A 26,659-nucleotide genomic window follows, 5' to 3' on the forward strand; every position below is an offset into this window, starting at 1 on the left:
GCAGCAGTTAGAAAACTTACCGCTAAAAATTCCAAAAATACAAAACTATTACCGTAAACCTTGAATAAATTCACGCATCTGTCCAAAGATGGATTATATATTTACTTTTTCCATCAAGAGAGATTATGTTTTCTTTGGCTACGAGACTAAGCTGGAAAATGAGTTTTAATGTTTTTTCTAAACTCTTCAGCCCGCCTCGCGTCAGGAATCTCCGCTGCTAACGCTTCCACTAGTTCCACAGGAGTCAAATAAGGAAATTGAGCTAAAATCTCTTCTAATACAAACATACCCATTGGCCCGACACAAAGGCTCATTTCTTGCTGACAGTGTTCTAAAAATTTTGGGTACAAAAGAACAGAGCGAGTATTTACAGGATTCTCAGAAGAGAGAACTTTCTCAGGCTTAATAGAAATTTGAATACGCTTTCTAAAATCTTCGGCTCTTTGAGGATTAGGAATTTCTGCTATCAGTGCTTCCACCAATTGCACAGGCGTTAAATGTGGAGATTGAGCCAAAGTTTCTTCGATAATCAAACTAGCCATTGGTCCCATACAACGAATTAATTCTTGACGACAATGCTCTAAAAATTCAGGCTGCCAAATCTCATAACTTTTTGGTTTTGTTTGAGGTTCAAAAACAACCTCTACTGCATCATTGACCTGAGAAATTTTTGTCTCTTCAGATTCAGAAGTTTCTCTTTTCTTTCTCAGTTGATTCGCCCGTTGCTCCAATAGCTTAAACTCTTCTGACTCAGTGATTTCAATAACCTCGCGCTCTTTCTGAGCTTTGTTAATGTTAATTTCTACTTTTTTCAGTGACAAAGCTTCATTTGTTCTTCGAGGTAAAATTAAAGGCTCAATGTCGGTAAGAACTTCTCTTGCTGATTGATAGCGTTGTTTGGGTTTCTCCGCCAACATTTTATCTAGTATTTGAGTCAGACTGTCACTGATATTAACGTAAGAATGCCACTGCCACTCCAAAGATTCATCCACTAATAATTCCGGTTTTTTTCCTGTCAAAAGTACTACAGCGCAAACACCCAAAGCATAAATATCGCTACAAGGATAGCATTGTCCCAAACGAATTTGTTCTGGTGGAGCATAACCGTATTTTCCCACAATCGAAGCTTGGGAATAATGTTGTTGAGTATTGCCTGCACCAAATTCAATCTTAGTAATTGCTTCTTTAACTAAGCCAAAATCTATCAGTACAGCTTGAGATTTGTTATGAGGAAGCATCATATTTTCTAAAGATATATCCCGATGAATAATATTGAGCTTATGCAAATATTCTAAAACTGGTAATAAATCTTTTAGCCATTGAGTGACTTCTGCTTCCGAAAATAGCTGACCTTGTTGTTGACGTTCTGATAAAATTTGAGAGTAAGTTTTTCCATTAATATATTCTTGTACGAGAAACAACCGCTCATTGGCAGCAAACCAAGCTAAAAATTTAGGGATTTGGGGATGATCAATTTGGTACAATACTTTGGCTTCTCGCTCAAATAGCTGACGCGCTTTTTGAATTGTATATTCTGCTTTGCTTGAAGGTACAAACTCTTTGAGAACACAAGCATCACCAAAACGCTGAGTGTCAGATGCTAAATATGTTCGTCCGAAGCTTCCCTGTCCAATAACTTTTTGAATCTGATATCGATCGCCGATCGCAGTTCCCGGAGTAATTTCTGGTAGCATGACTGCCTTGCTCTTTGATGATTAGGCTACAAAAACAGCGTACAACACTAGTTTGGCTAAAAAGAACTTTTTTCATTCTCGCCATCTGTGCTTTTCTAGAGCGCTATTCCAGTAATGACAATATAATACCTAAATTTTACCCTAATGGCACTAATTTAAGCAAAACTTGCTGCTCAGATCCCCGACTTCTTGAAGAAGTCGGGGATCTAAATTCATTTTATCTTAGACTTAATTGAGCATAAACTAGCCATTCTTCTACATAAACAACTACCTTGTTAAACATTGGTAAAATTGCATCTATTGGAAGATTTAATTCTGTTTCTAGTTTAGAGATAAAAGCTTTTGTTAATGATTGTTTTGCGTTTAAAGCTTCAGGAGACACTTCAGTTGTGGTTGGTTGATTCATATTTAGTGTGTTGCTCAAAACTAATGATTTGTCTGCAATGTTAACTTCCTGACTAGCTTGTTCAAGGATTGAGTCGATCGATCGCTTACAATGGGACTGCAAGCACTCATCTAAAGCTTCTTTAATTTTCGCTAAATCTTGTTCATCAGCGATCGCACAACTCGGATTAGCTAGATTCCATTCATCAACAAAATCTTTTAAAATATTCTTAGTATATCTCGCTAAATGTCGAGCTACTTGATACTGCTTTTGTAATTCAGGATATTTAGCTTTAATTACTGTAGCAATTTCACTTTGAGTTAAGTCTAAACCTTGCCAAAGTATCAGCATAACTTGCCCAGCTTCGGGTATAGTTGCAAACACTTTAGCAACGAGTAACTGCACCTGTTGATTTTCTTCTTCGTAAACCGCAATATCCCAAGGAGTAGGAGTGGTGTCGGATATATTATCGTACTCTTCAAGAGGAAGAAACTGCTTTGTTCGATAATTTCGCGCTGCTTTTATACAAAATTCCAATATTTCTTGAACTTTGTCTTCATTAGCTGCTAGCTTTGGTAAATCTAGCTGATTAAGCCGCTGATTGTAATAATCCGCAATTTGGTTTAAAATTTCTTGAGTAGGAGGTTCTAATTTACGGGTGCTACACTCTTGTTGAGGTTGGTAAATTTCATTAAAGCATTGCCAAGCGAGTCTATATAAGTCAATTTTTTGTTGATTAATTCCTTGAGATGCTAAAGCTTCTTTTAATTCTTTTGCAGTTAAATCTTTCAATAAACCATAATCGCTAAATTTTCTGCTTTTTGCTTCTACATCATGTTGGTAAATTTTATCTCTTATAAAACGGAAGATTGCTATTTTAGCATAGCCTTCAATGTTAGAACGCGGGTGATCGAGATTAAAACTTTTTAGGAGTTTGTCTGGTAGATTAGCAAATGAAGAAGCTATTTGAAAATATTCTTCTATAGGATATTTGTAACGGAGAAACTGATATTTAAGATGACTTTTTTGGGCTGCCCAAAGGCAAGCTTCCTGTAAATAAGCTGATAAATGTCTTGCTGTTATTAAAGGAGGAATTTTCAAAGTTTGGGGACTCGTGACTGTTTCAGAGGGAGAGGGAAGAGGGAGAGGAGTAACAGAAAATCTGAGCGACGAAATACTTGCTGCTCTGCTACTTTCCGTCTGGGATACCTCTCTGAGCGTTTTTAGGAAGTATTTTGCCCAAAATTCTTCTTTAGCTCCTGGATCTGACTGGGTTAAACGTTTTATCTGGCGTTCTAATTGGGGATCTGCTTGCCAGAAGGATTTTCCCCTACTGTTATAATCGCCAAAGCTGAGGAAAGTCGAGAACTTTTGGACAATATCTTCCCGTTTTTTCATGGAAGTCTCCTTTTTATTAAAGAATTTTGCTTAAAAGTTTCAGCTTTTTTGGGCATAGTTAATAAAACATTATAAACATATTTGTTTTTTCGCAGCTATACTTAAGTTTAGTTTTAGATGGGACAGTTAGGTTAAAAGATAAAAGGCAAAAAATAATCCTGTTTTCCGTACAGTCATTGTATAAAAATTTTTATTGTTTTTAGAAAAGGCTTTACAGTGAGGAGATTTTATGAAGCTGCATCTACTCTGTTTTTGGCTGTTTAATAGTAGTATTCTAATGTATCTTTTGGATTCCCACCTAGCAGTAGCACAAATTGTCCCAGATACTACGCTACCAGTCAACAGTATCGCTACTCCCAAAGGAAATACAACAATTATTGAGGGAGGGACAGCCGCAGGTGTTAATCTGTTCCACAGTTTTGAGCGGTTTTCTGTCCCTACTGGTGGCGAGGCTTTCTTTAACAACGCTAGTAATATTCAAAATATTTTTAGTCGAGTAACAGGTCGGTCAATATCTAATATTGATGGATTGATTCGTGCTAATGGGACAGCTAATTTATTTTTAATTAATCCTAATGGAATTATTTTTGGGCCGAATGCTAAATTAAATATTGGTGGCTCATTTTTGGCGAGTACAGCGAATAGTTTTAAGTTTGCTGATGGGGTAGAGTTTAGTGCTACTAATCCACAAAATACAGCTTTGCTGAGTATAAATGTACCCATTGGTTTGCAATATGGAAAAAATGCTGGAGAAATTCGCGTCCAAGGAAAAGGTCAGGAATTTGGTGTACCTGGAGCAGGGGGCAGTTTTGATAGCTCGTTGAATTCCTTAGAAGTTTTGCCAGGAAAGAGCTTAACTTTAGTAGGTGGCAATGTTGTCATTGATGGTGGACTTTTACAAGCTCCTGGTGGTCGAGTCGAGATAGGTGGAGTGTCGGGAGAAGGAACAGTAAAACTCAATAGTGATGGGAGTTTGACTTTCCCAATGGATGTGACGCGAGCAGATATATCCTTGATCAATAAAGCCGGAATCAACGTGCTGGCTAGTGGTGGTGGGAGTATTACTATCAGCGCCAGAAATTTGGATATTTCAGGATATAGTTTGCTCAGTGCGGGGATAGCAGGAGGACAAGGGTCAGTTGATGCAAAAGCCGGAGATATTATCCTCAATATTACTGAAGCGATGACAATTGCATCTAGTCTCATTGAAAACAATGCCAATTATTTTGAAGGAAATAGCGGCAATATCAACATCACTGCTGATTCAGTTTCTTTCAATAACGGTGGAAGCCTAGATGCTACTGCTTACAGCAAGGGAAAAGGAGGCGATATCAACATCAACGTTCGCGAGAGTGTTTCCTTTGATACATTTGGCAGCTATGCTGGCAATATCAAGATCACTACTGGGTCGTTTTCACTCTTTAACGGATCACTACTGCCAAACTCTAGCGGCAGCAAGGGAGATGGAAGCAGTGTGATTATCTATGCTAGGGATACCATTTCCCTTGACAAAGGCGCTAATATATTTGCGGAAAATATTCAGCTGATCACCGGAAAGTTAATTGTTGGAGATGGTGTAAAGGTGTCCTCTTCAGCTAGTGAAGCAAGTTCGGGAAGTTTAATTATTAAAGCTAACCAATCTGTAGAACTCAGAGGAATCGCTCAACCCAGTTATTTATTTACCAATACGGCAACCACTCAAACTGGTGGTAACTTGATTATCGAAACCGGGCAGTTAACTTTTCAAGGTAATACAGAAATCTTAACTAATACAAAAGGTGTTGCTAATGCAGGTGATTTAATCATTCGGGCATCGGATTTTGTGAAAGTTAATCCAGGGGGAGGCATATTAGGATTAACTTCAGTTAATTCTACTGGGGCTGGGGGCAATGTAACCATTGAAACTGGGCGCTTTGAAGGAACATTGCCTATATTGCGTAGTTTGGGTCAGGGAAAAGTGGGAAAATTAACTATTATTAGCTCAGAATTTCTGCCAACTATTATCAAGTCACAAATTGTTCCCGACCAAACTTTACCCATCAACTCCACTATTAGACAAGAAGCAAATAACATCAACGTGGTTGAGGGAGGAACTCAAATTGGTAGCAATCTGTTCCATAGCTTTGTCGAGTTTTCTGTACCAACAACCACTACGGCGTACTTTAATAATGCTCTAGATATCAAAAACATTATTAGTCGTGTCACTGGTGAGTCTGTTTCTCATATTAATGGTTTCCTTCAAGCTAATGGCACAGCCAACATCTTTTTGCTCAATCCGAATGGGATTATTTTGGGACAAAACGCCAGATTGAACATTGGCGGTTCATTTTTGGTCACTACTGCTAATAGTATTAAATTTGCTGATGGCAGCTTTTTCAGTGCTACTAATCCAAATCCCCCATCTCCACTAGCAATTAACCTACCGATTGGTTTGCAATTTGCCGCTAATACTCCTCAGCCTAATGCCTCGATAACTGTGCAAGGAACTGGTCATAATATAACTGCTGATTTAAATGCGCTAGGACTCAGTATTATTGATTATCCGCCTGTTGGTTTAGGGGTGTTAGTCAATCAAACCTTAGCTCTGGTTGGTGGTGAGGTGAAACTGGAGGGAGGAATTTTAATTGCTCCTTTTGGACGAATTGAACTGGGAAGTGTAACACCAGGGAATTTTGTCACTCTGACTCCAACATCAATTCAGGGGAGTATTTGGCAGTTGGGATATGCAGGAGTACAGAATTTCCAAGATATTAGCTTAAAAGCGGCAGCCTTGCTAGATGCCAGTGGTAGTGGTGGAGGAAGTATCCAATTGCAAGGACGGCGGATTAGCGTTAATGATGGTTCTAACATTTTGAACTTCACCGAGGGCAGTAATTCAGGAGGAGACATCACTGTGCGTGCTGCACAGTCAGTGGAAATGATGGGCAAATCACCTAACAATCCGATTCTCAACGTCACCAGTTATATATCTACTGAGGTTTTACCAGAAGCCACAGGAGATGCGGGCAATATAACGATTGACACCGGATGGTTAACCCTCAAAGATGGAGCACAGATAGCCACTGCTACTCGTGGGCAAGGGAAGGCGGGAAATCTTACAGTTAAAGCTAGGCATACCATTGAAGTAATAGGCGAAAGCTCTGAGAAAGGTTTAGGCCGTTTTTTTAGTTTTTTGATTACTGGAGCTACATCCTACTCAACCGGAGATGGGGGCAATTTGGCTATTGAAACCGGACGGTTGATTGTCAAAGATGGGGCAGCGATTGTCACTGCTACAGGTGGACAAGGGAAGTCAGGAAATCTGACAATTACAGCTAGAGATGCTGTTGAAGTGATTGGCACTTCTACTATAGGTAGCGCTAAAGGTAGTGGCAGCGGCTTGGCTACCACTACAAGCTCAATAGGAGATGGAGGAAATTTGACGATTGACACTCGACAGTTGATTGTCAAAGATGGCGCACAGATAAGTACTGATACACTTGGGCAAGGGAAGGCGGGAAATCTCAGCATCAAAGCCAGCGTTGCTGTGGATGTGAGTGGTATCGGTATCGATGGTTCTTCTGGTAAGTCTACTAGCAGTTTGAGTGCTTCAGCAGTAGCTAATACAGAGCCTCTTGCCATACTACCAGGCCCAACAACCGGAAAAGGGGGTAACTTGACGATTGAAACCGGACGGTTGACTATTAAAGATCAGGCAACAGTCAGTGTTTCTAGTGCTGGTGCTGGAAAAGCAGGCACTCTGCAAGTTTCTGCTAATTCTATTGAGCTTTCTAATCAAGCTTCTGTGAATGCAAATACTACATCAGGCGGTGGTAGCATCCAACTGTTTGCCCCTACCATCACCTTACGCAACAGCAGCATCACCACCAATGCCTCTGGCGGAAATAGCGGTGGCGACATCTCGGTAACTTCCCAATTCTTGCAGTTGCGTGACGGTAGTACTATCACCACTAACGCTACTGGCAATGAAATCACTGGCGGTAACATTACTCTCAACACCAACATCTTAGCCGCCCTCAAAAACAGCGACATCACTGCTAATTCCGAACAAAGTCAAGGCGGTAAAATCTCTATCAACGCTGACGCTATCTTTGGTTCTCTACCTCGTACCAGGGAAGATTTACAGTTTTTACTTAATACCAAAGATCCCAATTCCTTAAACCCTAGATTACTACTCACTAGCGATATTACAGCGATTTCTCAACAAGGAGGCCCACAACTACAAGGAATCATTACTGTCAATACGCCTGATATTGACCCTAGTTCTGGTTTATTAGAATTATCAGTTAATTTACTCGATCCGACTCAATTAATTGCTACTGGTTGTCCGGCTGCACAAGGCAATTCATTTGCTATTACCGGACGTGGCGGTTTGCCACCGTTACCCAATGAACCATTGCGTCCTAATAATACTGTATCGGTTGATTGGGTAGGCAATAGTCAAGAACAGATAAACTCAGATACTCAGGCGCAAAAAATGATTTCATCTCCTACTAATTACCAACTACCCACTACCCAAAATAAATCTGAAATTGTCGAGGCTACTGGTTGGGTAAGAGACAACAAAGGTCAAGTGGTACTCATAACTTCTGCACCTAATATTCCAAACGGTAGTTGGCTAACTCCCGCCACTTGCCCGACAACAGTAGAAGCGCAATAATGGTTAATAACTTAAGGCTCTTTCGAGTTAATGGGGAAAAATGTTCATAAATGTTACAAACTAGGGAAACGGTGCGTATAGCCTACGGCATTCAAGAAAAGGCACGGGAATTTATTTAGGGCTTGCTTCAAAAAGCTAAAAGGTAAGGTATGCAAAGGTTTTACCCATTTTTTGCCCACAATAAATGCAAGGTTATCGCAATCTTTTAGTGCAAAAACCTTGCCCCTTTGGGAGAAATTGTAGGGACACGGCATTCAAAAGATAACGCAGGAGTTGCAAATATTAATGATGCCGTGTCCCTACCCTCACCAACAGACTTTTTGAGCAAGCCCTAAATAAGATTTTTTTATCACCATAAATCCGGGAGATCCAAAAATATTTGAAACTTTTTTGAAAAATGAAAAACATTTTTAAATTTTTTCGGAAAATGGGTTGGCATCGTCGCCAAAGTATAAAAGTAATACTAGCTTTTTTAGTCACATTTTTTATCGCTTGTGGGTTGATTCAAATTCCAGCTTTTCCTCAATTTATTCAAAGCCAAGCAAATCCTCAAGTGTTAATTCAGCAAAGTCGAAAACTTTATGATGTAGGAAATTTTACTGAAGCAGTAACGGTTTTGCAGCAAGCAGTAGACGCTTTTCGAGCTAAAGGTGATAGATTGGGAGAAGCGATCGCACTAAGCAATCTATCCCTCACCTTCAAACAACTAGGACAGTTAGAAAAAGCTTACTCTTATATTACCGAAAGCTTAAAACTATTAACCAATTCCGAACTTAAAGTTCAGAAATCAGAACTCGTTTTAGCTCAAACCTTAGATATTCAAGGCAATTTACAATTAGAATTAGGAAAAGCTCAACAAGCTTTAGAAACTTGGAAACAAACTGATAATATTTACGATCGCCTCGGTGATAAAAATGGGCAAATCCGTAGCCAGATAAACATAGCTCAAGCACAGCAAGCTTTGGGAATGTACCGTCAAGCAAGAACAACTTTAGAAGGAGTTAATAAAACCCTTGAAACCCAACCTGATTCTATTACTAAAGCAATTGCTTTGCGTAGTCTTGGAGATGTGCTGCAATTAATCGGTGATTTAGATAATTCCCTCAAATTTTTGCAGCAAAGCAGAAACATTGCAGAAAAACTAAAATCTCCTTCAGAAATAAGTGCTACACTGCTTAGTTTAGGAAACACTCAAGTTGCTTTGGGAAAGCGATCGATAACAACCGAAAACAACATACTTCAAGAACAGTCTACGCCATTAGGCTGCATTAATAGACCAGCCTCTGGTGACGCTTTAAAATTTTATCAGCAAGCTGCTCAATCTTACGAACAAGCTGTTAATAATTATACCTCAATATTTACAAAAACTCAAGCACAGCTAAATCATTTAAGCGTATTAATTCAACTCAACAAATGGCTGGAAGCCCAAAAATTATCGGCTGAAATTCAATCAAAATTATCTAATGCTCCTTTATCTCATTCGACTATTTCTGCTCAAATTAACTTAGCTCAAAAACTTATATGTTTCAAGCAAGCTACTGGCGCTGACGTACCTTCGTGGAAAGAAATCGCTCAGAATTATGCAGTTGCTATTCAACAAGCAAATAGTATTAAAGATTATCGTTTAGAAGCTTATGCTCTTGGTGCATTGGGTGGACTTTACTTGGAGAATCAAAACTTTAATTATGCTGAGGAAACTACCCGGAAAGCTCTTATATTAGCGCAAGAAAATAAAGCAGAAGATATTGCTTATTTGTGGCAATGGCAGTTAGGATATATATTGAAAAGCCAGGGGGATGTTAGAGGTGGGATCGCATCTTACACAGAAGCAGTAAACACCCTCAAATCTTTACGTAGCGACTTAGTTGCACTGAATCCAGATGTGCAGTTTTCCTTTCGAGATAATGTCGAACCTGTTTATCGGCAATTAGTTGATTTACTGCTAAAATCTGATAATAATAATCTAGTTAATCAAAACAATTTAAAGCAAGCTCGTGATGTAATTGAGGCATTACAATTAAGTGAATTAGAAAACTTTTTCCGAGAAGCTTGTTTACAAGCTAAACCTCAAGAAATTGACGAAATAGTTGATAAAACTGACCCAACAGCAGCGGTTCTTTACCCAATTATTTTGAAAGATCGTTTAGAAATCATCTTAAAATTGCCAAGAGATAGCGAACTGCGTCATTTTACAACTTATAAATCCCAAATTGAACTTGAAAGTACCCTGGAAAAGTTACAACAATTCTTAAAAGAGCCAGACCAAATTAATCAGGTAAAAAAGATATCAGGACAGGTGTATAGCTGGTTAATCGAACCGATGATTAATGAATTAGGAAAAAGGCAAATAAAAACTTTAGTATTTGTCCTAGATGGTTACTTACGGAATATTCCAATGGCGGTTTTATACGATAATAAAAGCCAAAAATATTTGATTCAAAAATATGCTATTGCTGTGGCTCCAGGGTTACAACTTGTTGACCCAAAACCTTTAAAACGGGGACAGCTATATGCTTTAATAGGCGGAGTAAGTGAAGAACGGCAAATTGAAGGGAAAAACTTTGCTTCACTAGAAAATGTCAAACTGGAATTGGAGGAGATTAAATCTGAAGTACCTCGCAGTCAGCAACTTATTAATCAAACTTTCACTGAAAATGACCTAAAAAATCAGATTAATTCAGTTCCCTTTTCGGTAGTACATTTGGCAACTCATGGTCAGTTTTCTTCTAATGCCGATCAGACTTTTATTCTTACTTGGAACGAACTTTTAAAAGTAAGAAATTTTGATAATTTGCTGCGGCTGCGCGATCCTAGTGAGTCAAGAGCGATCGAACTACTAGTTTTAAGTGCTTGTCAAACAGCCGCAGGTGACAGACGCGCAGCTTTAGGACTAGCTGGAATAGCTGTGCGTGCGGGGGCAAGGAGTACACTAGCAACCTTGTGGTCAGTGGATGATCGATCAACCTCTGAATTGATGAGCCAATTTTACCAGGAATTCGCCAACGCCCAAGTAACCAAAGCTGAAGCACTACGCCGCGCACAACTCACTTTATTGACTGAGTATGAAATCCCCTATTTCTGGGCTCCTTACGTTTTGGTGGGTAATTGGTTGTAACTAAAAATTGAACAAAATAGTTTTAAGCTATGCGATAACTGCATAAATCAAATCAGGCTGTACCCATTAAACAAATAGAAGAAAGTTATGCAAAGAAGAGAATATGCGAAAACTTTTGGGAACAACGACTGAATACGCAATTCGCTATTTAGAAGGGTTAGATACTCGTAAGGTAGCACCAACAGAGGCAGCGATCGCAAACCTCACCGAATTTGATGAACCTTTGCCCGATGAATCTGTCGATCCCAAACTCGTCTTGCAACTACTCGATAAAGTTGGCTCACCCGCATCAATGGCAATGGCAGGCTCTCGCTTCTTCGGAATGGTAACAGGTGGTTCCTTGCCTGTCGCCTTAGCAGCCAACTGGCTAGCCGCTGCATGGGATCAAAATTCTGTACTTTATCGCGTTACTCCAGGTACAGCTTTTATAGAGCAGGTAGCTCTGCGCTGGCTCCTTGACATTTTACATCTTCCCGCCCAGTGTGGTGGTGCTTTCGTTACGGGAGCAACTATGGCTAACTTTACCGCACTAGCCGCTGCCCGCCACGCCATACTACAACAAGAAGGTTGGAATGTTGAAGCAGAAGGGCTGTTTGGTGCGCCACCCATTACAGTTGCAGTCAGTGAAGAAGCACACCCAAGTTTGTTCAAAGCCTTGGGATTATTGGGGTTAGGTCGAAATCGAGTTGTCAAAATACCCGTTGACAGGCAAGGGCGGATGCGTCCTGAAGCCATCCCATTTCTAACTCACCCAGCGATTATTTGTACACAAGTCGGAAATGTAAATACAGGTGCGTGCGATCCAGTGGGCGAGATTTGCGATCGCGCCAAAGTTATGGGAGCCTGGGTTCATGTAGATGGTGCGTTTGGACTTTGGGCTTCTGCTGCTCCATCGTTGGCACATCTTACTGCTGGTGTGGAAAAGGCAGATTCTTGGGCAACAGATGCTCACAAGTGGTTAAACGTACCCCATGACTGTGGGTTAGCGTTTGTTCGTGATGCTCATGCCTTGCAAGCGGCAATGGCGATTACTGCCGACTATTTACCCACTCTCAGCAACCAGCGCAACCCTTCAGACTATACTCCTGAATTATCCAGACGTGCGCGTGGCGTTGAAGTGTGGGCAGTTTTGCGATCGCTCGGTCGTTCTGGTTTGGCAGATTTAATTGAACGTACCTGTCGCCATGCCAGACACTTTGCCAAAGAGTTGAAAGCTGCTGGTTACAAAATTCTTAACGATGTGGAGTTAAATCAAGTTTTAGTCTCCTTTGGAGATGCACAAACAACTAATCGAATTATTGCCGATCTTCAAGCTGAGGGAACTTGTTGGTGTGGTGGTACAGTTTGGCAAGGGCAGACGGCTATGCGAATTTGTGTTTCGTCTTGGGCAACAACGGATGCTGACGTAGAAAAAAGTTTAGCAGTTATGCTGCGAGTTGCTGAGAAATATTGTTCCTGTGAATTGGAAGCTGCTTAACTTTAGTTTTTGTTTTTGGTAAGAATTGCTCGACAAGATAAGTTAAGATTAGCTCTAACTTATCTTGTTTTTCCTTTTCAGTTCTTAAGCTAAAATACGATCGCACCCATTATAGATTTTATTAATCTAAAAATTACATACCTATCTTTAGAAAGATTTTTATCAAATATTTAAAAAGAATATAAGTTGGCTCTCCCGTACTCATGGTGATAAGTAAAGCTAACTAATTAATGAAGTGCTTACTCCTCAAAGCTTCCCAGCCCCTAGTCCCTAGTCCCCAGCCTCTAAAACCAGGGTTTTCCACCACAAGTAGGGGAAATCCAATAAACAAACACCAAGAAACTGCATAAAGAGATAGGACTCTTACCCATTAGATAAGTAGAAGAGTCTTTACTCTTAACTCAATCAAATCAATGTGAAGGAGACTAATATGTCTGTTCATAAAATCCTCGGATCTGCCATTGTGTCTGCTGCGATTTGCGCGGCAGGAGCATCCACAGTCGTTTGGATTAACAATCCAGCCAAAGCTACTACAGTTCCAGGCAACTCCAATCATTCCATCGTTAGCACCGATACTGAATGGTACTGCAATCCTCAAGCCCCTTGGTGCGGCCCCAGATAGTATTGGGTGCTGACCAAAAACTAGCATACTCGCTAGATTAGGGTCAAATTCTCCTAAAGACCTCTTTAGTAGACTGAACTGCGATTACAAAATTAGCAGGTTTACCAAGGGTTAGCAAAGTCTCAAAACTCAGGCTACCTATTGACTCTACTAAGGGTAAAGTTCCTAAACAAGGCCGTTACTGTAACAAGTAACGGTCTTTTTGTTATTTATAGGTATAGGCTAGGAAATAGCTTGCGCTGACACCAGTCGCAAAGTAAAGTCTAAAACTTTTGCCTGATAACTGAATCTTGTTTTCCTTTTCAGTTCTTAAGGTAAAATGCGAGCGCACCCATCTAAAATTTCATTAATCTAAAAATTACGTATCTATCTTTGGAAATATTTTATCAGATTACCTTGAAAAGGATATAAGTTGTGTTTGTGGTGTGCGATCGTATAAACCCATCCCATTGATTCTTGTATACTGGAAAGGCTAAAAAAGCTTGCGGTTGCATCTAAAACCTATGAAATTACCTCTATGTGTATTCTGCTTTATTAACAGTAGTATACTGTTTTTTCTAGATAGCTCCATCCCAACGGCAGCACAAATTATTCCAGATGCTACCCTACCAGTTAACTCCAGTGTAAGACAACAGGGAAATACCAATGTAATAGAGGGAGGAACAACCGCAGGCACAAATTTGTTCCACAGCTTTGAGTCATTTTCCATCCCTACAGGTGGCACTGCCTTCTTCAACAACGCCAGTAATATTCAGAATATTTTCAGCCGCGTTACAGGTAGGTCGATATCCAATATTGATGGGATAATCAAAGCTAATGGTACTGCTAACTTATTTCTACTCAACCCTAATGGTATTATTTTTGGACTGAATGCCAGATTAAATATTGGCGGTTCATTTTTAGCTACCACAGCTAACAGTATCAACTTTGCAGATGGTTTTCAATTCAGCGCCACTAATCCCCAAACCTCATCTTTACTAACAATTAATGTTCCCATTGGCTTACAATTTGGACAGCATCCTGCCAGTATTCAAGTGCAAGGTACGGGATACGATTTATCCGATCCTGACCCTATTTTTTCGTATATTACTAGGGGTGATAATTTAACAGGACTGCAAGTACTACCTGGAAAAACTTTAGCCTTAGTTGGCGGCAATATAAACTCTGTAGGCGGTGTTCTTATGGCTGAACAAGGACGGATTGAATTAGGTAGCGTTGATGGGGGAGAGGTTAGGATTAATTTAATTCCTCAAGGTTTTACTTTCGATTATCAAGGCGTACAAAACTTTAGAGATATTCATCTGTCTCAACGGTCGTTAGCAGATGCCAGTGGTGGTGGTATCATTCAAATTCAGGCTAATAATTTATTTCTAAATGATGCCTCATTAATTTGGATTCAAAATCAAGAATCACAGCAAGGAGGAGCTATCAACATCAATGCTGCTCAATCTGTGAAACTAAGCGGGATTAATCCACCTAGTAGAGCTCAAAGTGTTAGCGTACTCGCTGAAACTATTGGTAGCGGAAACGGAGCAGATATCGTTGTTTCTACTAGAGAGTTGACGATTTTGGATGGACAGTCCATAGATACTCATTCTTATAATTCTGGTAAGGCGGGTAATCTGAATGTTTCAGCAGATTCTATCCTATTGAGTGGGCATTCACCTACTTCTACTTTTAATTCTAGCGTGCTTGTATCGATCGCTTATAATTCTGGAAATGCCGGAAATGTTACGGTATCAACACAGCGTTTAACTGCTGTCAATGGAGGACTGGTAGCATCTGTAACTTTAGGCAGTGGAGATGGAGGCAATGTAACAGTAAATGCAACTGATATAGAACTGCTTGGAACAACATCATATCCTTTTTTACCTAGTGGTTTTGCTAGTGATTCTCTCGGTGAGGGAAACAGCAGAACAATTACAGTTAATACTTCTAGGTTAGTAATTCGGAATGGAGGAATCACTAGTTCTGCCTACGCTACTGGTAATGCTGGTGGTGTGGTAATTAACGCTAGAGAATTTGTAGAGATAGGTGATATAAATAATATTGAACCAGAACATCCTTGGATCAATTACCTTGGTGCATCGGCTGGAATTCACCCTTATCCAGAGCTTTTAGGAGTTCCTTCTGTAGCGAGTGGCTTCTCTGGAAATGTGACTATTAATACGCCTGTATTAAGACTTAGAGAAAATGCCAAAGTTCAAGTTAATAATCGAGGTTTAGGTAATGGTGGAACCTTACGGGTTAATGCAAATTACATTTTTTTAGATAATGGCGGTAGTATTACAGCAGTAACCGCATCCGGTACTGGTGGCAATATTGAATTACGGGCAAGGAATTTACTATTGATGCGTGGCAATAGTTCAATATCTGCTACAGCTTCTAGTAATGGCGATGGTGGCAATATTAATATTACTACTCCTTTACTCGTTGCTTTTCCAACAGAAAATAGCGATATTAGTGCTAATTCTCTTGACCGACGTGGTGGTAAAGTTACTATTAATAGTTCCGGTATTTTTGGTACTCAATTTCGCAATCAAAATACATCCTTAAGTGACATTACTGCCTTTGGTAGAAATTCTGCGTTAAATGGTAGCGTGCAAATTAACACGCCAGATATTGACCCTAGTGCTGGATTAATAAAATTACCAGTTAATCTTGTTGATTCTACGCGCTTGATTGCCCAAGGTTGTGCTGCTAATAGAGGCAATTCATTTATGGTTACTGGACGTGGCGGTTTACCACCATTACCCAATGAACCTCTCCGCCCTAATAATACTATATCGGTTGATTGGGTGACAGGTAACTCTGAGAGTCAGAGGAATATTTCATCTACCACCAATTATCAACTACCCACTTCAATTGACAACAGTGAAATTGTAGAAGCCACTAGTTGGATAAGAAATAACAGAGGTGAAGTCCTACTGATAACTTCTACACCTACTGTTATTACTAACCCTAGTATATTCACTTCGCCATTATGTCCTTAAATAGTACTAAGCGGAAAAGGTTTGGCTCTAACTTATATTGTTTTTTATTATCACTTCTTAAGCCAAAATGCGATCGCTTAACTTATCCTATTTATTTTTGTATACTGGAAAAACTAAAAAAGCTTACGGTTGCATCTAAAGCTTATGAAACTGCGCCTATGTCCATTTTGGCTGTGTAGCGGTAGCACGCTGTTTTTTCTATATAGTTCCAAACCAACGGCAGCACAAATCGTACCAGATGCTACCTTACCAATTAATTCCACAGTGATCCAACAGGGAAATAACAGCGTAATTGAAGGAGGAACCACCGCAGGTACAAATCTGTTTCACAGTTTTAAGTCCTTCTCTGTTCCTACTAATGGCAGTGCATTTTTTAATAATGCTACTAATATCCAAAATATTTTTAGCCGAGTGACCGGGGGATCGGTTTCTAATATTGATGGATTAATAAAAGCTAACGGCATAGCTAATCTATTTTTGATTAATCCTAACGGAATTATTTTTGGGCCTAATGCTAGGTTGAACATAGGCGGCTCATTTTTGGCAAGTACAGCTAATAGCTTTAAGTTTGCAGATGGCGTAGAATTTAGTGCTACCAATCCTCAAGGTACACCCTTGCTGAGTATTAATGTACCCATTGGTTTACAGTATGGAAAGAATTCGGGAGACATTCGCATCCAAGGGAAAGGCCAGGAATTTGGTTTGAATGGCGTGACGGAAAGTTTTGATAGCTCTTTGAATCCCTTAGAGGTAAACCCAGGAAAAACTTTAACTTTTGTAGGCGGGAATCTAGTCATTGATGGTGGGATTTTACAAAGTCCGGGTGGTAGAATTCAGTTAGGGGCAGCAGCAGGAGAGACAACAGTAGGACTGAATGCAGATGGTAGCTTGAGTTTCCCCGATGGCATGGCGCGTGCAGATATATCGATCGCCAATAAAGCTGGAATTAATGTATTAGCTGCTGGTGGCGGTAGTATTACTATCAGTGGGAGAAGTATAGATATTTCGCAAGACAGTCTTCTGAGTACTGGTATAGCAACGGGCAAAGGAACAACTGAGAGTATAGCGGGGAGAATATCGCTGGATGCGATCGAAGCTATAACAATTGATTCAAGTCGGATTGAAAATAAGGTTAATCCAGATGCGATCGGGAATAGCGGTAGCATCAACATCGCAGGCGAGTCTCTTTATTTAACAAACAATGCTCAACTAGATGCTAGTACTTTTGGACAAGGCAAGGCAGGAAGCGTCACCATCATTGCCAGAGATACTGTCTCATTTAATGGTAGTAGCGCATACACTTCGGTCAAAGAAGGAGCAAAAGGCGATGGTGGCAACATCAATATCACAACGAAGTCTCTTTTTGCAAACAATGGGGCGCGATTAAATGCCAACATCAGTGGAACAGGAAACGGGGGCAGCGTAAATATTACTGCTAGTGGTAATGTCTCCTTTGATGGTGTGAATGGCAATCCCACAGCGGCATTAACTAATGTAGAAGAAACAGGCAAAGGCAATGCAGGCGATGTGAATATCAAAGCGGTATCACTGGAAGTGACCAATAAAGCTTTACTAGAATCCCGGACTCGTGGAAAGGGGAATGCGGGAGATGTGAATATTATTGCCAGCGATACCGTTTCCTTTGATGATGCTGGTGCATATAGCTCTGTAGAATCAACAGCTAAGGGGAATGGTGGCAACATCAACATTACAGCCCTTTCAATTTTAGTAAATAATGAAGCTAAGCTATTTTCCCGGACAAAAAGTGATGGAAATTCCGGGAATATTAACATCACGGCTAACGATGTTTTTGTTACAGGTGGCTCTCACTTAGCAGCCAGCGGCAACGGAACGGGTGATGCTGGGAAGATAACCATTAATGCTCGCAATACTGTTTCCTTTACTACAGATGGTGCCGCCTTTACTGATGTGACTGGAAAAGGTAAAGGCGGTGACATCAATATCAGCGCTGAGTTGATTACGCTCAAAAATGGAGTGCGACTATTTTCTCGCACCGAAGGTGAAGGGAATTCGGGAAATATTAACATTACGGCTAACGATGTTTTTATTACAGATAACTCTCGCTTAGCAGCTAGTGCCAATGGAACGGGTGATGCTGGGAAGATAACCATTAATGCAGGAAATTCGATTTATTTTGATACAGATGGTCTTGCCTTTACCAATGTGACTGGAAAAGGTAATGGAGGAGATATCAATATCACTGCTAAGTCTATTACTCTCAAAAATGGGTCAAGACTGAATGCTGGTATTAGCGGCGAAGGAAAGGGGGGCAGTATCAACATCACTGCTAGTGGAAAAGTTTATTTTGATGGGGAGAGTAATAACGGTACAACAGCAGCACTAACCAATGTAGAAGAAACAGGCAAAGGTAATGCAGGCGATGTGAATATTAAAGCAGCCTCCCTTGAAGTGACCAATGGTGCTTTACTAGAATCCCGGACTCGTGGCAAGGGGAATGCAGGAGATGTGAATATTATTGCCAGCGATATAGTTTCCTTTGATAATGCTGGTGCTTATAGCTCTGTAGAATCAGGAGCGAAAGGCCAGGGTGGTAACATCAATATCCAAACTAGGTCGCTTTCTGCTAAAAATGATGCTGGATTATTTACTAGCACCGAAAACCAAGGGAATGCAGGCAGTATCATAATTAAGGCTAGCGATCACATTTCCCTAAACAACTCATTAATTGCCAGTACTGTAGAAGAAGGAGCAGTGGGTAATGGTGGTGATATTAACATTCAGGCAGAATCGCTGTTAGTAACCAATGGCGCTCAAATACAAACTTTCGTTCGTGGAAACGACTCTGATTCGCAGCTCTCTGGGCGTGGTAATGCTGGGAATGTAAATATTACTGTCCGCGATCAAGTTTCCATAGATAACAGCTCAGTTCTAAGCGGTTTAGGGCCGGGAGTTGTAGGTCAAGACGGTGGTGTAGGCAAGGGCGGTAGCATCAACATCAAAGCTGAGTCGCTTTCCTTAAGCAACGGCGCTGTACTGGAAGCCATAATCAGGCCAAAAGCAGTGGGCGAAGGGAGTAGTATCAACATCACAACTGGGTCGCTTTCTATCACCAAAGCCTCGCTGCTTGTGCTTGTCGAAGGGACAGGAAAAGCAGGCAACATCACAATTAATGCTCGGGATAGTATCAACTTTAATGGTGGTAGTGCCTCCAGTAGGGTAGCAGACAAAGCAGTAGGTAATGGTGGCAATATCAACATCACAACTGGTTCGCTTTCTGTCACGAATGCCAATCTGCTTGTTAGCGTCGAAGGAACAGGGAATGCAGGCAGCATCACAATTAACGCCCAAGATAGCGTCACCTTTAATGGTGGTCGTGCCGAAAGCTCGGTGGCAAGGGGAGCAGAAGGCAATGGTAGTGGTATCAACATCACAACTGAGTCGCTTAATTTAACCAATGGTGCCCAACTGCGCGTCAATACAGCAGGAAAAGGCAATGCAGGCAGCATGAACATCAAAGCACAACAGTTCTCTATGAGTTCAAATGCTGCACTTATAGGGGATGTAGACCCTACCGGAAAAGGACAGGGGGGAGATGTCAAACTAAATGTTACAGGTACAATTTTGCTGATTGGAGGAGAGACTGCTGAGACTGGGGAATCAACCAGAATTACTTTAGGCGTGCTGCCAAACGGAATAGGGAAAGGTGGCAACCTAATTGTTGATACTGGTTCTTTTATACTCAAAGATGGCGCTATTGTCAAAATCAGTAGCCAGGGACAGGGTGAAGCAGGTAGTATCACGATTAGGGCTGCTCTGGTTGATATCAGTGGCAGTGTTCCCGAAAGTGGATTACCCAGCGGATTATTTACCAGTACCGACACCGCTTTTCAAGCTGGCGACATTACCGTTAATGCTAGAACATTCCGCATCGCAGATGGGGCAGCTTTGAGCGCCCGTAGTAAAGGTGATGGGCAAGGTGGCAATATTAAAGTGAATGCCACCTCATTTGAAGCACTCAACGGTGGACAACTGATAACCACAACTTTTGCTCAAGGAAAAGCAGGTAATATCTTTGTTAATGCAAAAGACCGGGTAATTATTTCTGGTAGCGATCCAAATTACAATAGCCGCATTGCTAAATTTCCCGCTCCTATTTCTTCATTTGTTGCTAATGCCATCAAAGAAACAGGTGCCGCCAGTGGTTTTTTTGCTGGCACAGAAACAAAATCTACAGGTAGGGGAGGAGGCATCTTTATCACTACTGGAGAGTTAATTACTCGTAATGGCGCTCAAATATCTGTTAATAGTCAAGGAACAGGGGAAGCAGGCAACATAAATACCACAGCTAGGTCGATCCTTTTGAGCAATAAGGCAACCCTAAGTGCTAATACTAAAGGAGGTCAGGGTAATATTGAACTGCGATCGCGCTCCCTGATCTTACGCCGAGAAAGTAGAATTACTACTGATGCTTCTGGAACCGTCGAGGGCGGTAACATCACCTTGAACAATGGTGTATTAGCCGCCTTGGAAAACAGTGATATTAGTGCAAACGCTGAAGAAGGCAGAGGAGGTCGGATAAATATAGATGCTCAAGCCATCTTTGGCGCAAAAACAAGGACAAGGGAGGAACTACAGAGACTACTAAACCCTGATGAGCCATTAGATCCCACACGCCTACTTAGTAGCGACATTACCGCCATTTCCCAAAAGGGCGGACCCCAACTCGAAGGTAGCATCACGCTTAACACACCCGATGTTGATCCGAATTCTGGATTATTAGAATTATCCGTCGATTTTGTCGATCCTACCCAATTAATTGCCACAGGTTGTCCTGCTGCTCAAGGAAATTCATTTACTGTCACTGGACGGGGCGGTTTGCCTCCCTTACCCAATGAACCGCTCCGTCCTAACAATACAATATCGGTGTATTGGGTAGGAGATACCCAAGAACAGAAAAGCTCAGATACACAAACACAAAGAAGCATTCCACCTACTACCAATTATCCACTACTCACTACCGAAAAAAACAGTGAAATTGTGGAAGCAACTGGTTGGGTGAGAGATAACAAAGGTCAAGTAGTGCTGATAACTTCTACACCTTCTGTTATTACTAACAGTACTTCTTTTATTAAACCATCATGCCCTTAAACAGTTATTTTTTCTGTAAGTTTACTTCTCCAGAAACAGGTTGTTGAATTAGATTCTCCAAACCTACATCTCGCAATAAACTAGCCCAATCGTTATTAATAGTGGTATTTTGCGGTTGGGCTGCGCGGAGTTTTGCCAACTCTGTCAAAGCAGAATACCAAATTCCATTTTGAGCATAAAACGCAATCCGTTCTCGCGGTGTAGTAGCTGTCTTTAACTGCTTCTCTAGTTCAGGTGTAAGCGCCACCCGTTGCACCCAAGAGCGAATAAAAACTGGAGCAGATAATTTCTGCTGGCTACAATAAACTTTGACGTACCACTGATACTTTTTATTGATCTCTAATGGCGGTGCTTGTGCCAGACTTAAACTGACTGTACCAGGGGTTGTAGGTAAGGTGAAATTTGTCCGGTAAATATCGTTATTTTGTTCATCTTGCAAAGAAAATTCTGCGCCAGCTACCTCGCTAGACTTATAAGGAATGTAAAACCATAAAGTTGGATGAGCTTCCACAGAAGACCCCAAATTACTACTTGGTATTAAAGCAGTTAATTGCACATCTACAGGAGGACAATCGCCACGACTTCCTGTTCCACCTCTGCCTCCTGGTCTTCCTCGGCTTGACCCATCTGAACTCTGTTGTGGAAAGCGAATTTGTATCTGCTCAGAGTTTCGCTCAGTAGATGAAGTGGGCTGTGCTAGTCCTAGTAGGGAATAGTTGATTAAACCCAGGAACGTCAAAGTAAAGGTAAAGCAAAGTTTGATTAAGCAGTATTGTTCTTTGTTCATTGTTTAACAGAAGCAAGGCAAGGCTAAAGCTAAAACCCATCTATATCTTTATACTGGGTGCAAGTGCGATCGCATTATGCACAATGCACTTCCTGCAATCGGCATAATTCTCTCTCAGCTTTTCTCATCCTCGTAGTTCCACCTTACGTAAATACCCTGATGTTAAACTAAACTAACAGTTAGTCAAGAACACTGCATAATTGTCCTCTTGCCCGACCCATAGATAAATAGTATTCTAAGCGCCAAAGCCCATCCTCCGGTCTGAAATGTGACATTACAAACTGTTTGGCAATGGTAAATTGGTGATCGAGATTGATCCTTATTTTCAGAAAGGTAACTTGTAAAAATCACTTCAACGTCTTAAGGAGGTAACGTTAAACGAGAAAAACACTAAATTTAGCTCTTCCTAGTAGAGGATAAAATTTTTTTGTTGTATCAGGTTTTTACCTTATACAAAAATTTTAATTATTCTGTTTAAAGGGCATTCAATAAGGAAAATAGGAATTCATATTTCAGTAATTATCCTATTCATATAAGAATCTAAATTAGCTAATATTGTACAAAGGCTGATTTTAATCGACAAAGAAAGTCAAGTTGAGCAAGGGAAAAAGATAAATGATACTTAAGTTAGATGAATTAATGGCACTTTATCCTAAACAAATATGGATAGAGCTATTACCTGAAAAACAAGAAAAAGCGTGGCAGCAAATACAACAACAGGAATATTCTAATGCTGCTGTTCGTTGGAATGCTTATTTGAATTATTTATGCCTTAATAGTTTTCTAAATTGGGTTGGAGAAGATCCTGAAGTAAAAGAAAATTTAAAACTTTGGTCGGATGAGGCTAGTTTACCAAGTTTTTGGGAAGTAGTAAATGGTACAAAGCTAAGTTTGGGTAAAACTCAATTAGTACTAATACCCACCGACAAAAGCTACTCTTCCGAATTTCGTATTCCTCAAGAATGGGTGGATATTCCTAATTGGGCAGCCAACTATTATTTAGCTGTTCAACTAAATTTAGATGAACAGTGGATGCAAGTGTCGGGGTATGCTACCCACGAACAAATTAAAAAGCAAGGAATATACGATCGGATCGATCGCACTTACTCTTTAGGTAAAGAAGATTTAATAGAAGACCTCAACGTAATGTGGGTAGCACAAGAAATGTTTACTGCTAAAAAATTAGAAATTAAGACATTACCAACCCTGGAAGCATTACAAACAGAAACATTGCTGGAACAATTGAGTCAGCAAATTAATTACTCACCTCGACTTAGCGTAACATTTGAACAATGGGCGGCAATTATAGCTAATGACGAAACTCGCCAACAGTTATATCGAAGAAGGCTTTTAAATCAACAGAGCTCATACCATAATGTCGAAAACCCAATTTCTCTACAAAACCAAGCCAACAAGCCAAAAATACATAATTTAAGTTTATGGCTTCAAAATATCTTTGTGGCAGGTTGGCAATCTATTGATACACTGTTAAATACAGAGCCAATAACTCTAGCCTTTCAGTTTAGAAATGATTCTGTATTGAGCCAAGTTCCTGTTAAGGGTGCTAAGTTGATTGACTTGGGAATGGAACTAAAAGGTGCAGCGGTAATGCTATTAGTTGCTATGACCCAAGAGATAGATGAAAAGGTTGGTATCCGAGTCCAACTGTACCCGGGAAACGGAGAAAGTTACCTACCACCTAATATCAAATTGAGTCTGCTATCTGAACTGGGAGTAATGTTACAAGAAGTTCAGTCAAGGAGTCATGATAACTATATTCAATTGAAAAGATTTAAAGCTTCGCAGGGAAAAAGTTTTTCTATTCAAGTGGCGTTAGGTAATGTCAGCATCAAAGAAGATTTTGTATTTTTGAGAACTTCTCTAGGCTGATAGTTATGGGTAAATTAGTCGGATTGAATTTAGGAAAAGGAGATTTAAACAGAGGTTTTCCTTCTGTTACAGTTCAGTTGTCTGAAGATGATAATTCTACAGCACTTCAATTAACAGGGAGTTTACCCGCATCACCAGAATTGATAGCGCTCTATAAGCGTTGGCAGTTGCTCTATAAATTAATTTATGAGTCTCTTTATCCTAGCGGATGTTGGCGTAATCATGAAATTGATGAAGCAATAGAAATAGATGAAGAAGATATAACTAATGTTTCTATTATAGAATTTGGTATTTTATGTAATGATTTACAAAATAGTATTAATTGTTGGCTTAAATCTGAATCATTTCGCAAGATAGATCAAAAATTACGGACAAAATTAGCAACTACGGACGAAATTAAAGTTGTCCTCCAATCTGAAGACGATCGCACTCGTCGTCTCCCTTGGCATTTATGGAATTTTTTCGAGGATTACCCTCATGCAGTAGTTTGTTTAAGTGCGCCAGAATACGAACCAATTAAATCATTAAAGAAACCTTCTAACAAAGTAATCAGAATTTTAGCAATTTTGGGTAATAGTCAAGGAATTGATGTGCAAAAAGACCGGGAAATGCTAGAACAATTACCGGGAGCAGAAACAATCTTTTTGGTAGAGCCACAACGTCGAGAGTTAGATCGCTGGCTTTGGGATAAAAAAGGTTGGGATATTCTTTTTTTTGCCGGACATAGTTCGACACACGCTGATGGAGAAACCGGAAAGTTTTATATTAACCAAAATGATAGTTTAACCATTACTCAATTAAAAAATAGTTTGAGAGCAGCAATTAAACGTGGTCTGAGTTTAGCAATTTTTAACTCCTGCGAAGGATTAGGATTAGCTTGCCAACTAATTTCTTTGCACATTCCCCAAATGATTGTCATGCGAGAGCCAGTACCAGATTTGGTGGCTCAAGAATTCTTAAAACATTTCCTCGAAGCGTTTTCTGAAGGAGAATCTTTCTATTTAGCAGTGCGAGAGGCGGGGGAAAGATTGCAAGGTTTAGAAAGTGATTTTCCCTGTGCTAGTTGGCTGCCAGTGATTTGTCAAAATCCAGCCGAATCTCCCCTTATTTGGTCAGAAAAAGTTAAGGAAACAAGTAATATTTATAACAAAATTTTACCAAATAAACAAATTATAGGCGCGATTTTGATGACAACAATTGCAGTAACTTCGGGAATAATACTAGTGATATCGCAGGGAATTTTACAATTTTGGGAATTACAATTTTTTGATATTTTAATGCGATCGCGACCCCAGGAAAAACCAGATCCAAGGATTTTAATTGTTACGGTGACAGAAGCTGATGTGCGCTCGCAATCTCCCCAAGAAAGAGGAGGAGCATCCTTATCAGATCGTTCTTTGGCTCAGCTAATTGCAAAATTAGAACAATTTCAACCGCGAGTCATTGGTTTGGATATTTATCGCGAAGCTCCTGTAAAAGCAGATTATCCAAATTTAGCTAGTTGGATGAAAAAGAGCGATCGTTTTATTGCTATTTGCAAAGCGAGTGAAGACGAAAAAAATTCTGGTGTGGCATCACCTCCAGAAGTTCCGACACAACGCTTAGGTTTTAGCGATGTTGTACCTGATCCTGATGGTATTTTGCGTCGCCATTTACTAGCAATGGCTCCAGCTTCTCCTTGCAGTACAGATAAATCTCTCAGTTTTCAGCTGGCTACTCGTTATTTGGCTTCTTATGGAATAAAAGCTAAATTAACTCCCGAAAAAAACTGGCAATTTGGCAATATTGTCTTTGAAAATTTAGAATCTGATAGCGGTGGTTATCACGGGATAGATAGTGATGGTCATCAAGTTTTACTCAACTGGCGTTCAGCTACTTCTGTTGCTCCAATAGTTACTCTCAAGGATGTTTTAAACAATAAGTTAACTTCTCATTTAGTGAAGGATCGGATTGTTTTGATCGGTACGACTGCGGAAAGCTTCCACGACTATTGGGATACGCCTTACAGTCCAAGTCAATGGCCCCACAAACCAATGCCAGGAGTGGTAGTACAAGCGCATAAGGTAAGTCAAATAATTAGTGCGGTTCTCGATCGCAGACCTTTATTATGGGTTTGGTCTAAAGGTGGCGAGTTTCTTTGGGTTTGGTGTTGGTCTTTGATTGGAGGTGTTCTGGCTTGGTGCAATAGGTCGGTGTTGGGGTTGGGGGTTGCGTTAACACTTACTCTTTGCTTTTTATATGGATCATGCCTTGGCTTATTGATGCTAGGAGGTTGGGTTCCCTTGATTCCATCAGCTTTGGCTTTATTGACTGTAACTACTTTTCTGTTGGCTTACAGGTTTTATTCGAGAAATTTTTAGCTTCACTGCCTGACGGGGTGACAACTATGGCTAAAAGGTAGACCGGATAAGCATCTCGGCTCTTCGACCTCGCTGATAATAAGGTCGTTTATGTGGACTTAATGACATTAATTGAGCAGTTTGTTCATTCAATAAAGTCAAAGATTCC

At 40.3% G+C, this 26,659-nt stretch carries 10 protein-coding genes; 7 read left to right on the forward strand and 3 right to left on the reverse strand.

Annotation, left to right across the window (positions count from 1 at the left end):
• Window positions 1–146: 146 nt before the first annotated feature.
• Together ACE1CC_RS05490 and ACE1CC_RS05495 are read right to left on the reverse strand one after the other, a co-directional pair.
• Window positions 147–1,694 carry a protein kinase domain-containing protein gene (locus ACE1CC_RS05490; RefSeq protein WP_413269464.1) on the reverse strand — a complete coding sequence of 516 codons (1,548 nt, stop codon included), beginning with the start codon at window positions 1,692–1,694 and terminating at the stop codon, window positions 147–149.
• Window positions 1,695–1,911: 217 nt separating this feature from the next.
• The gene (locus ACE1CC_RS05495; protein ID WP_413269465.1) at window positions 1,912–3,477 is read right to left on the reverse strand and encodes a hypothetical protein; all 1,566 of its coding nucleotides are present in this window, start codon (window positions 3,475–3,477) and stop codon (window positions 1,912–1,914) included.
• Between the two features lie 229 nt (window positions 3,478–3,706).
• Between ACE1CC_RS05495 and ACE1CC_RS05500 the strand changes: the two genes are divergently transcribed.
• From ACE1CC_RS05500 to ACE1CC_RS05520, 5 genes are all read left to right on the forward strand, one after another.
• Window positions 3,707–8,137 carry a two-partner secretion domain-containing protein gene (locus ACE1CC_RS05500; protein WP_413269466.1) on the forward strand — a complete coding sequence of 1,477 codons (4,431 nt, stop codon included), beginning with the start codon at window positions 3,707–3,709 and terminating at the stop codon, window positions 8,135–8,137.
• Window positions 8,138–8,534: 397 nt separating this feature from the next.
• Window positions 8,535–11,252, forward strand: a complete 2,718-nt coding sequence (locus tag ACE1CC_RS05505) for a CHAT domain-containing protein (protein ID WP_413269467.1) — start codon at window positions 8,535–8,537, stop codon at window positions 11,250–11,252.
• A gap of 103 nt (window positions 11,253–11,355) precedes the next feature.
• Entirely contained in the window at window positions 11,356–12,729 is a 1,374-nt protein-coding gene (locus ACE1CC_RS05510) for a pyridoxal phosphate-dependent decarboxylase family protein (protein WP_413269468.1), read from the forward strand.
• Between the two features lie 1,125 nt (window positions 12,730–13,854).
• Complete coding sequence (locus ACE1CC_RS05515; protein ID WP_413269469.1) at window positions 13,855–16,344, forward strand: two-partner secretion domain-containing protein; 2,490 nt, start codon at window positions 13,855–13,857, stop codon at window positions 16,342–16,344.
• A gap of 144 nt (window positions 16,345–16,488) precedes the next feature.
• Window positions 16,489–21,474: a two-partner secretion domain-containing protein gene (locus ACE1CC_RS05520; RefSeq protein WP_413269470.1), complete on the forward strand. Its 4,986-nt coding sequence runs from the start codon at window positions 16,489–16,491 to the stop codon at window positions 21,472–21,474.
• A gap of 4 nt (window positions 21,475–21,478) precedes the next feature.
• Here ACE1CC_RS05520 and ACE1CC_RS05525 read toward each other — a convergent pair whose 3' ends face one another.
• A complete protein-coding gene (locus ACE1CC_RS05525) occupies window positions 21,479–22,261 on the reverse strand; it encodes a DUF928 domain-containing protein (protein ID WP_413269471.1) in 783 nt (260 codons plus the stop codon).
• A gap of 615 nt (window positions 22,262–22,876) precedes the next feature.
• Between ACE1CC_RS05525 and ACE1CC_RS05530 the strand changes: the two genes are divergently transcribed.
• Both ACE1CC_RS05530 and ACE1CC_RS05535 read left to right on the forward strand, forming a co-directional pair.
• Window positions 22,877–24,151: a DUF1822 family protein gene (locus ACE1CC_RS05530; RefSeq protein WP_413269472.1), complete on the forward strand. Its 1,275-nt coding sequence runs from the start codon at window positions 22,877–22,879 to the stop codon at window positions 24,149–24,151.
• Between the two features lie 5 nt (window positions 24,152–24,156).
• On the forward strand, window positions 24,157–26,511 hold the full coding sequence (locus ACE1CC_RS05535) for a CHASE2 domain-containing protein (RefSeq protein WP_413269473.1): 2,355 nt from the start codon (window positions 24,157–24,159) through the stop codon (window positions 26,509–26,511).
• Window positions 26,512–26,659: the final 148 nt, after the last annotated feature.

Source organism: Floridaenema aerugineum BLCC-F46 (genome assembly GCF_041929345.1).
Taxonomy (GTDB): Bacteria; Cyanobacteriota; Cyanobacteriia; order Cyanobacteriales; family Aerosakkonemataceae; genus Floridanema; species Floridanema aerugineum.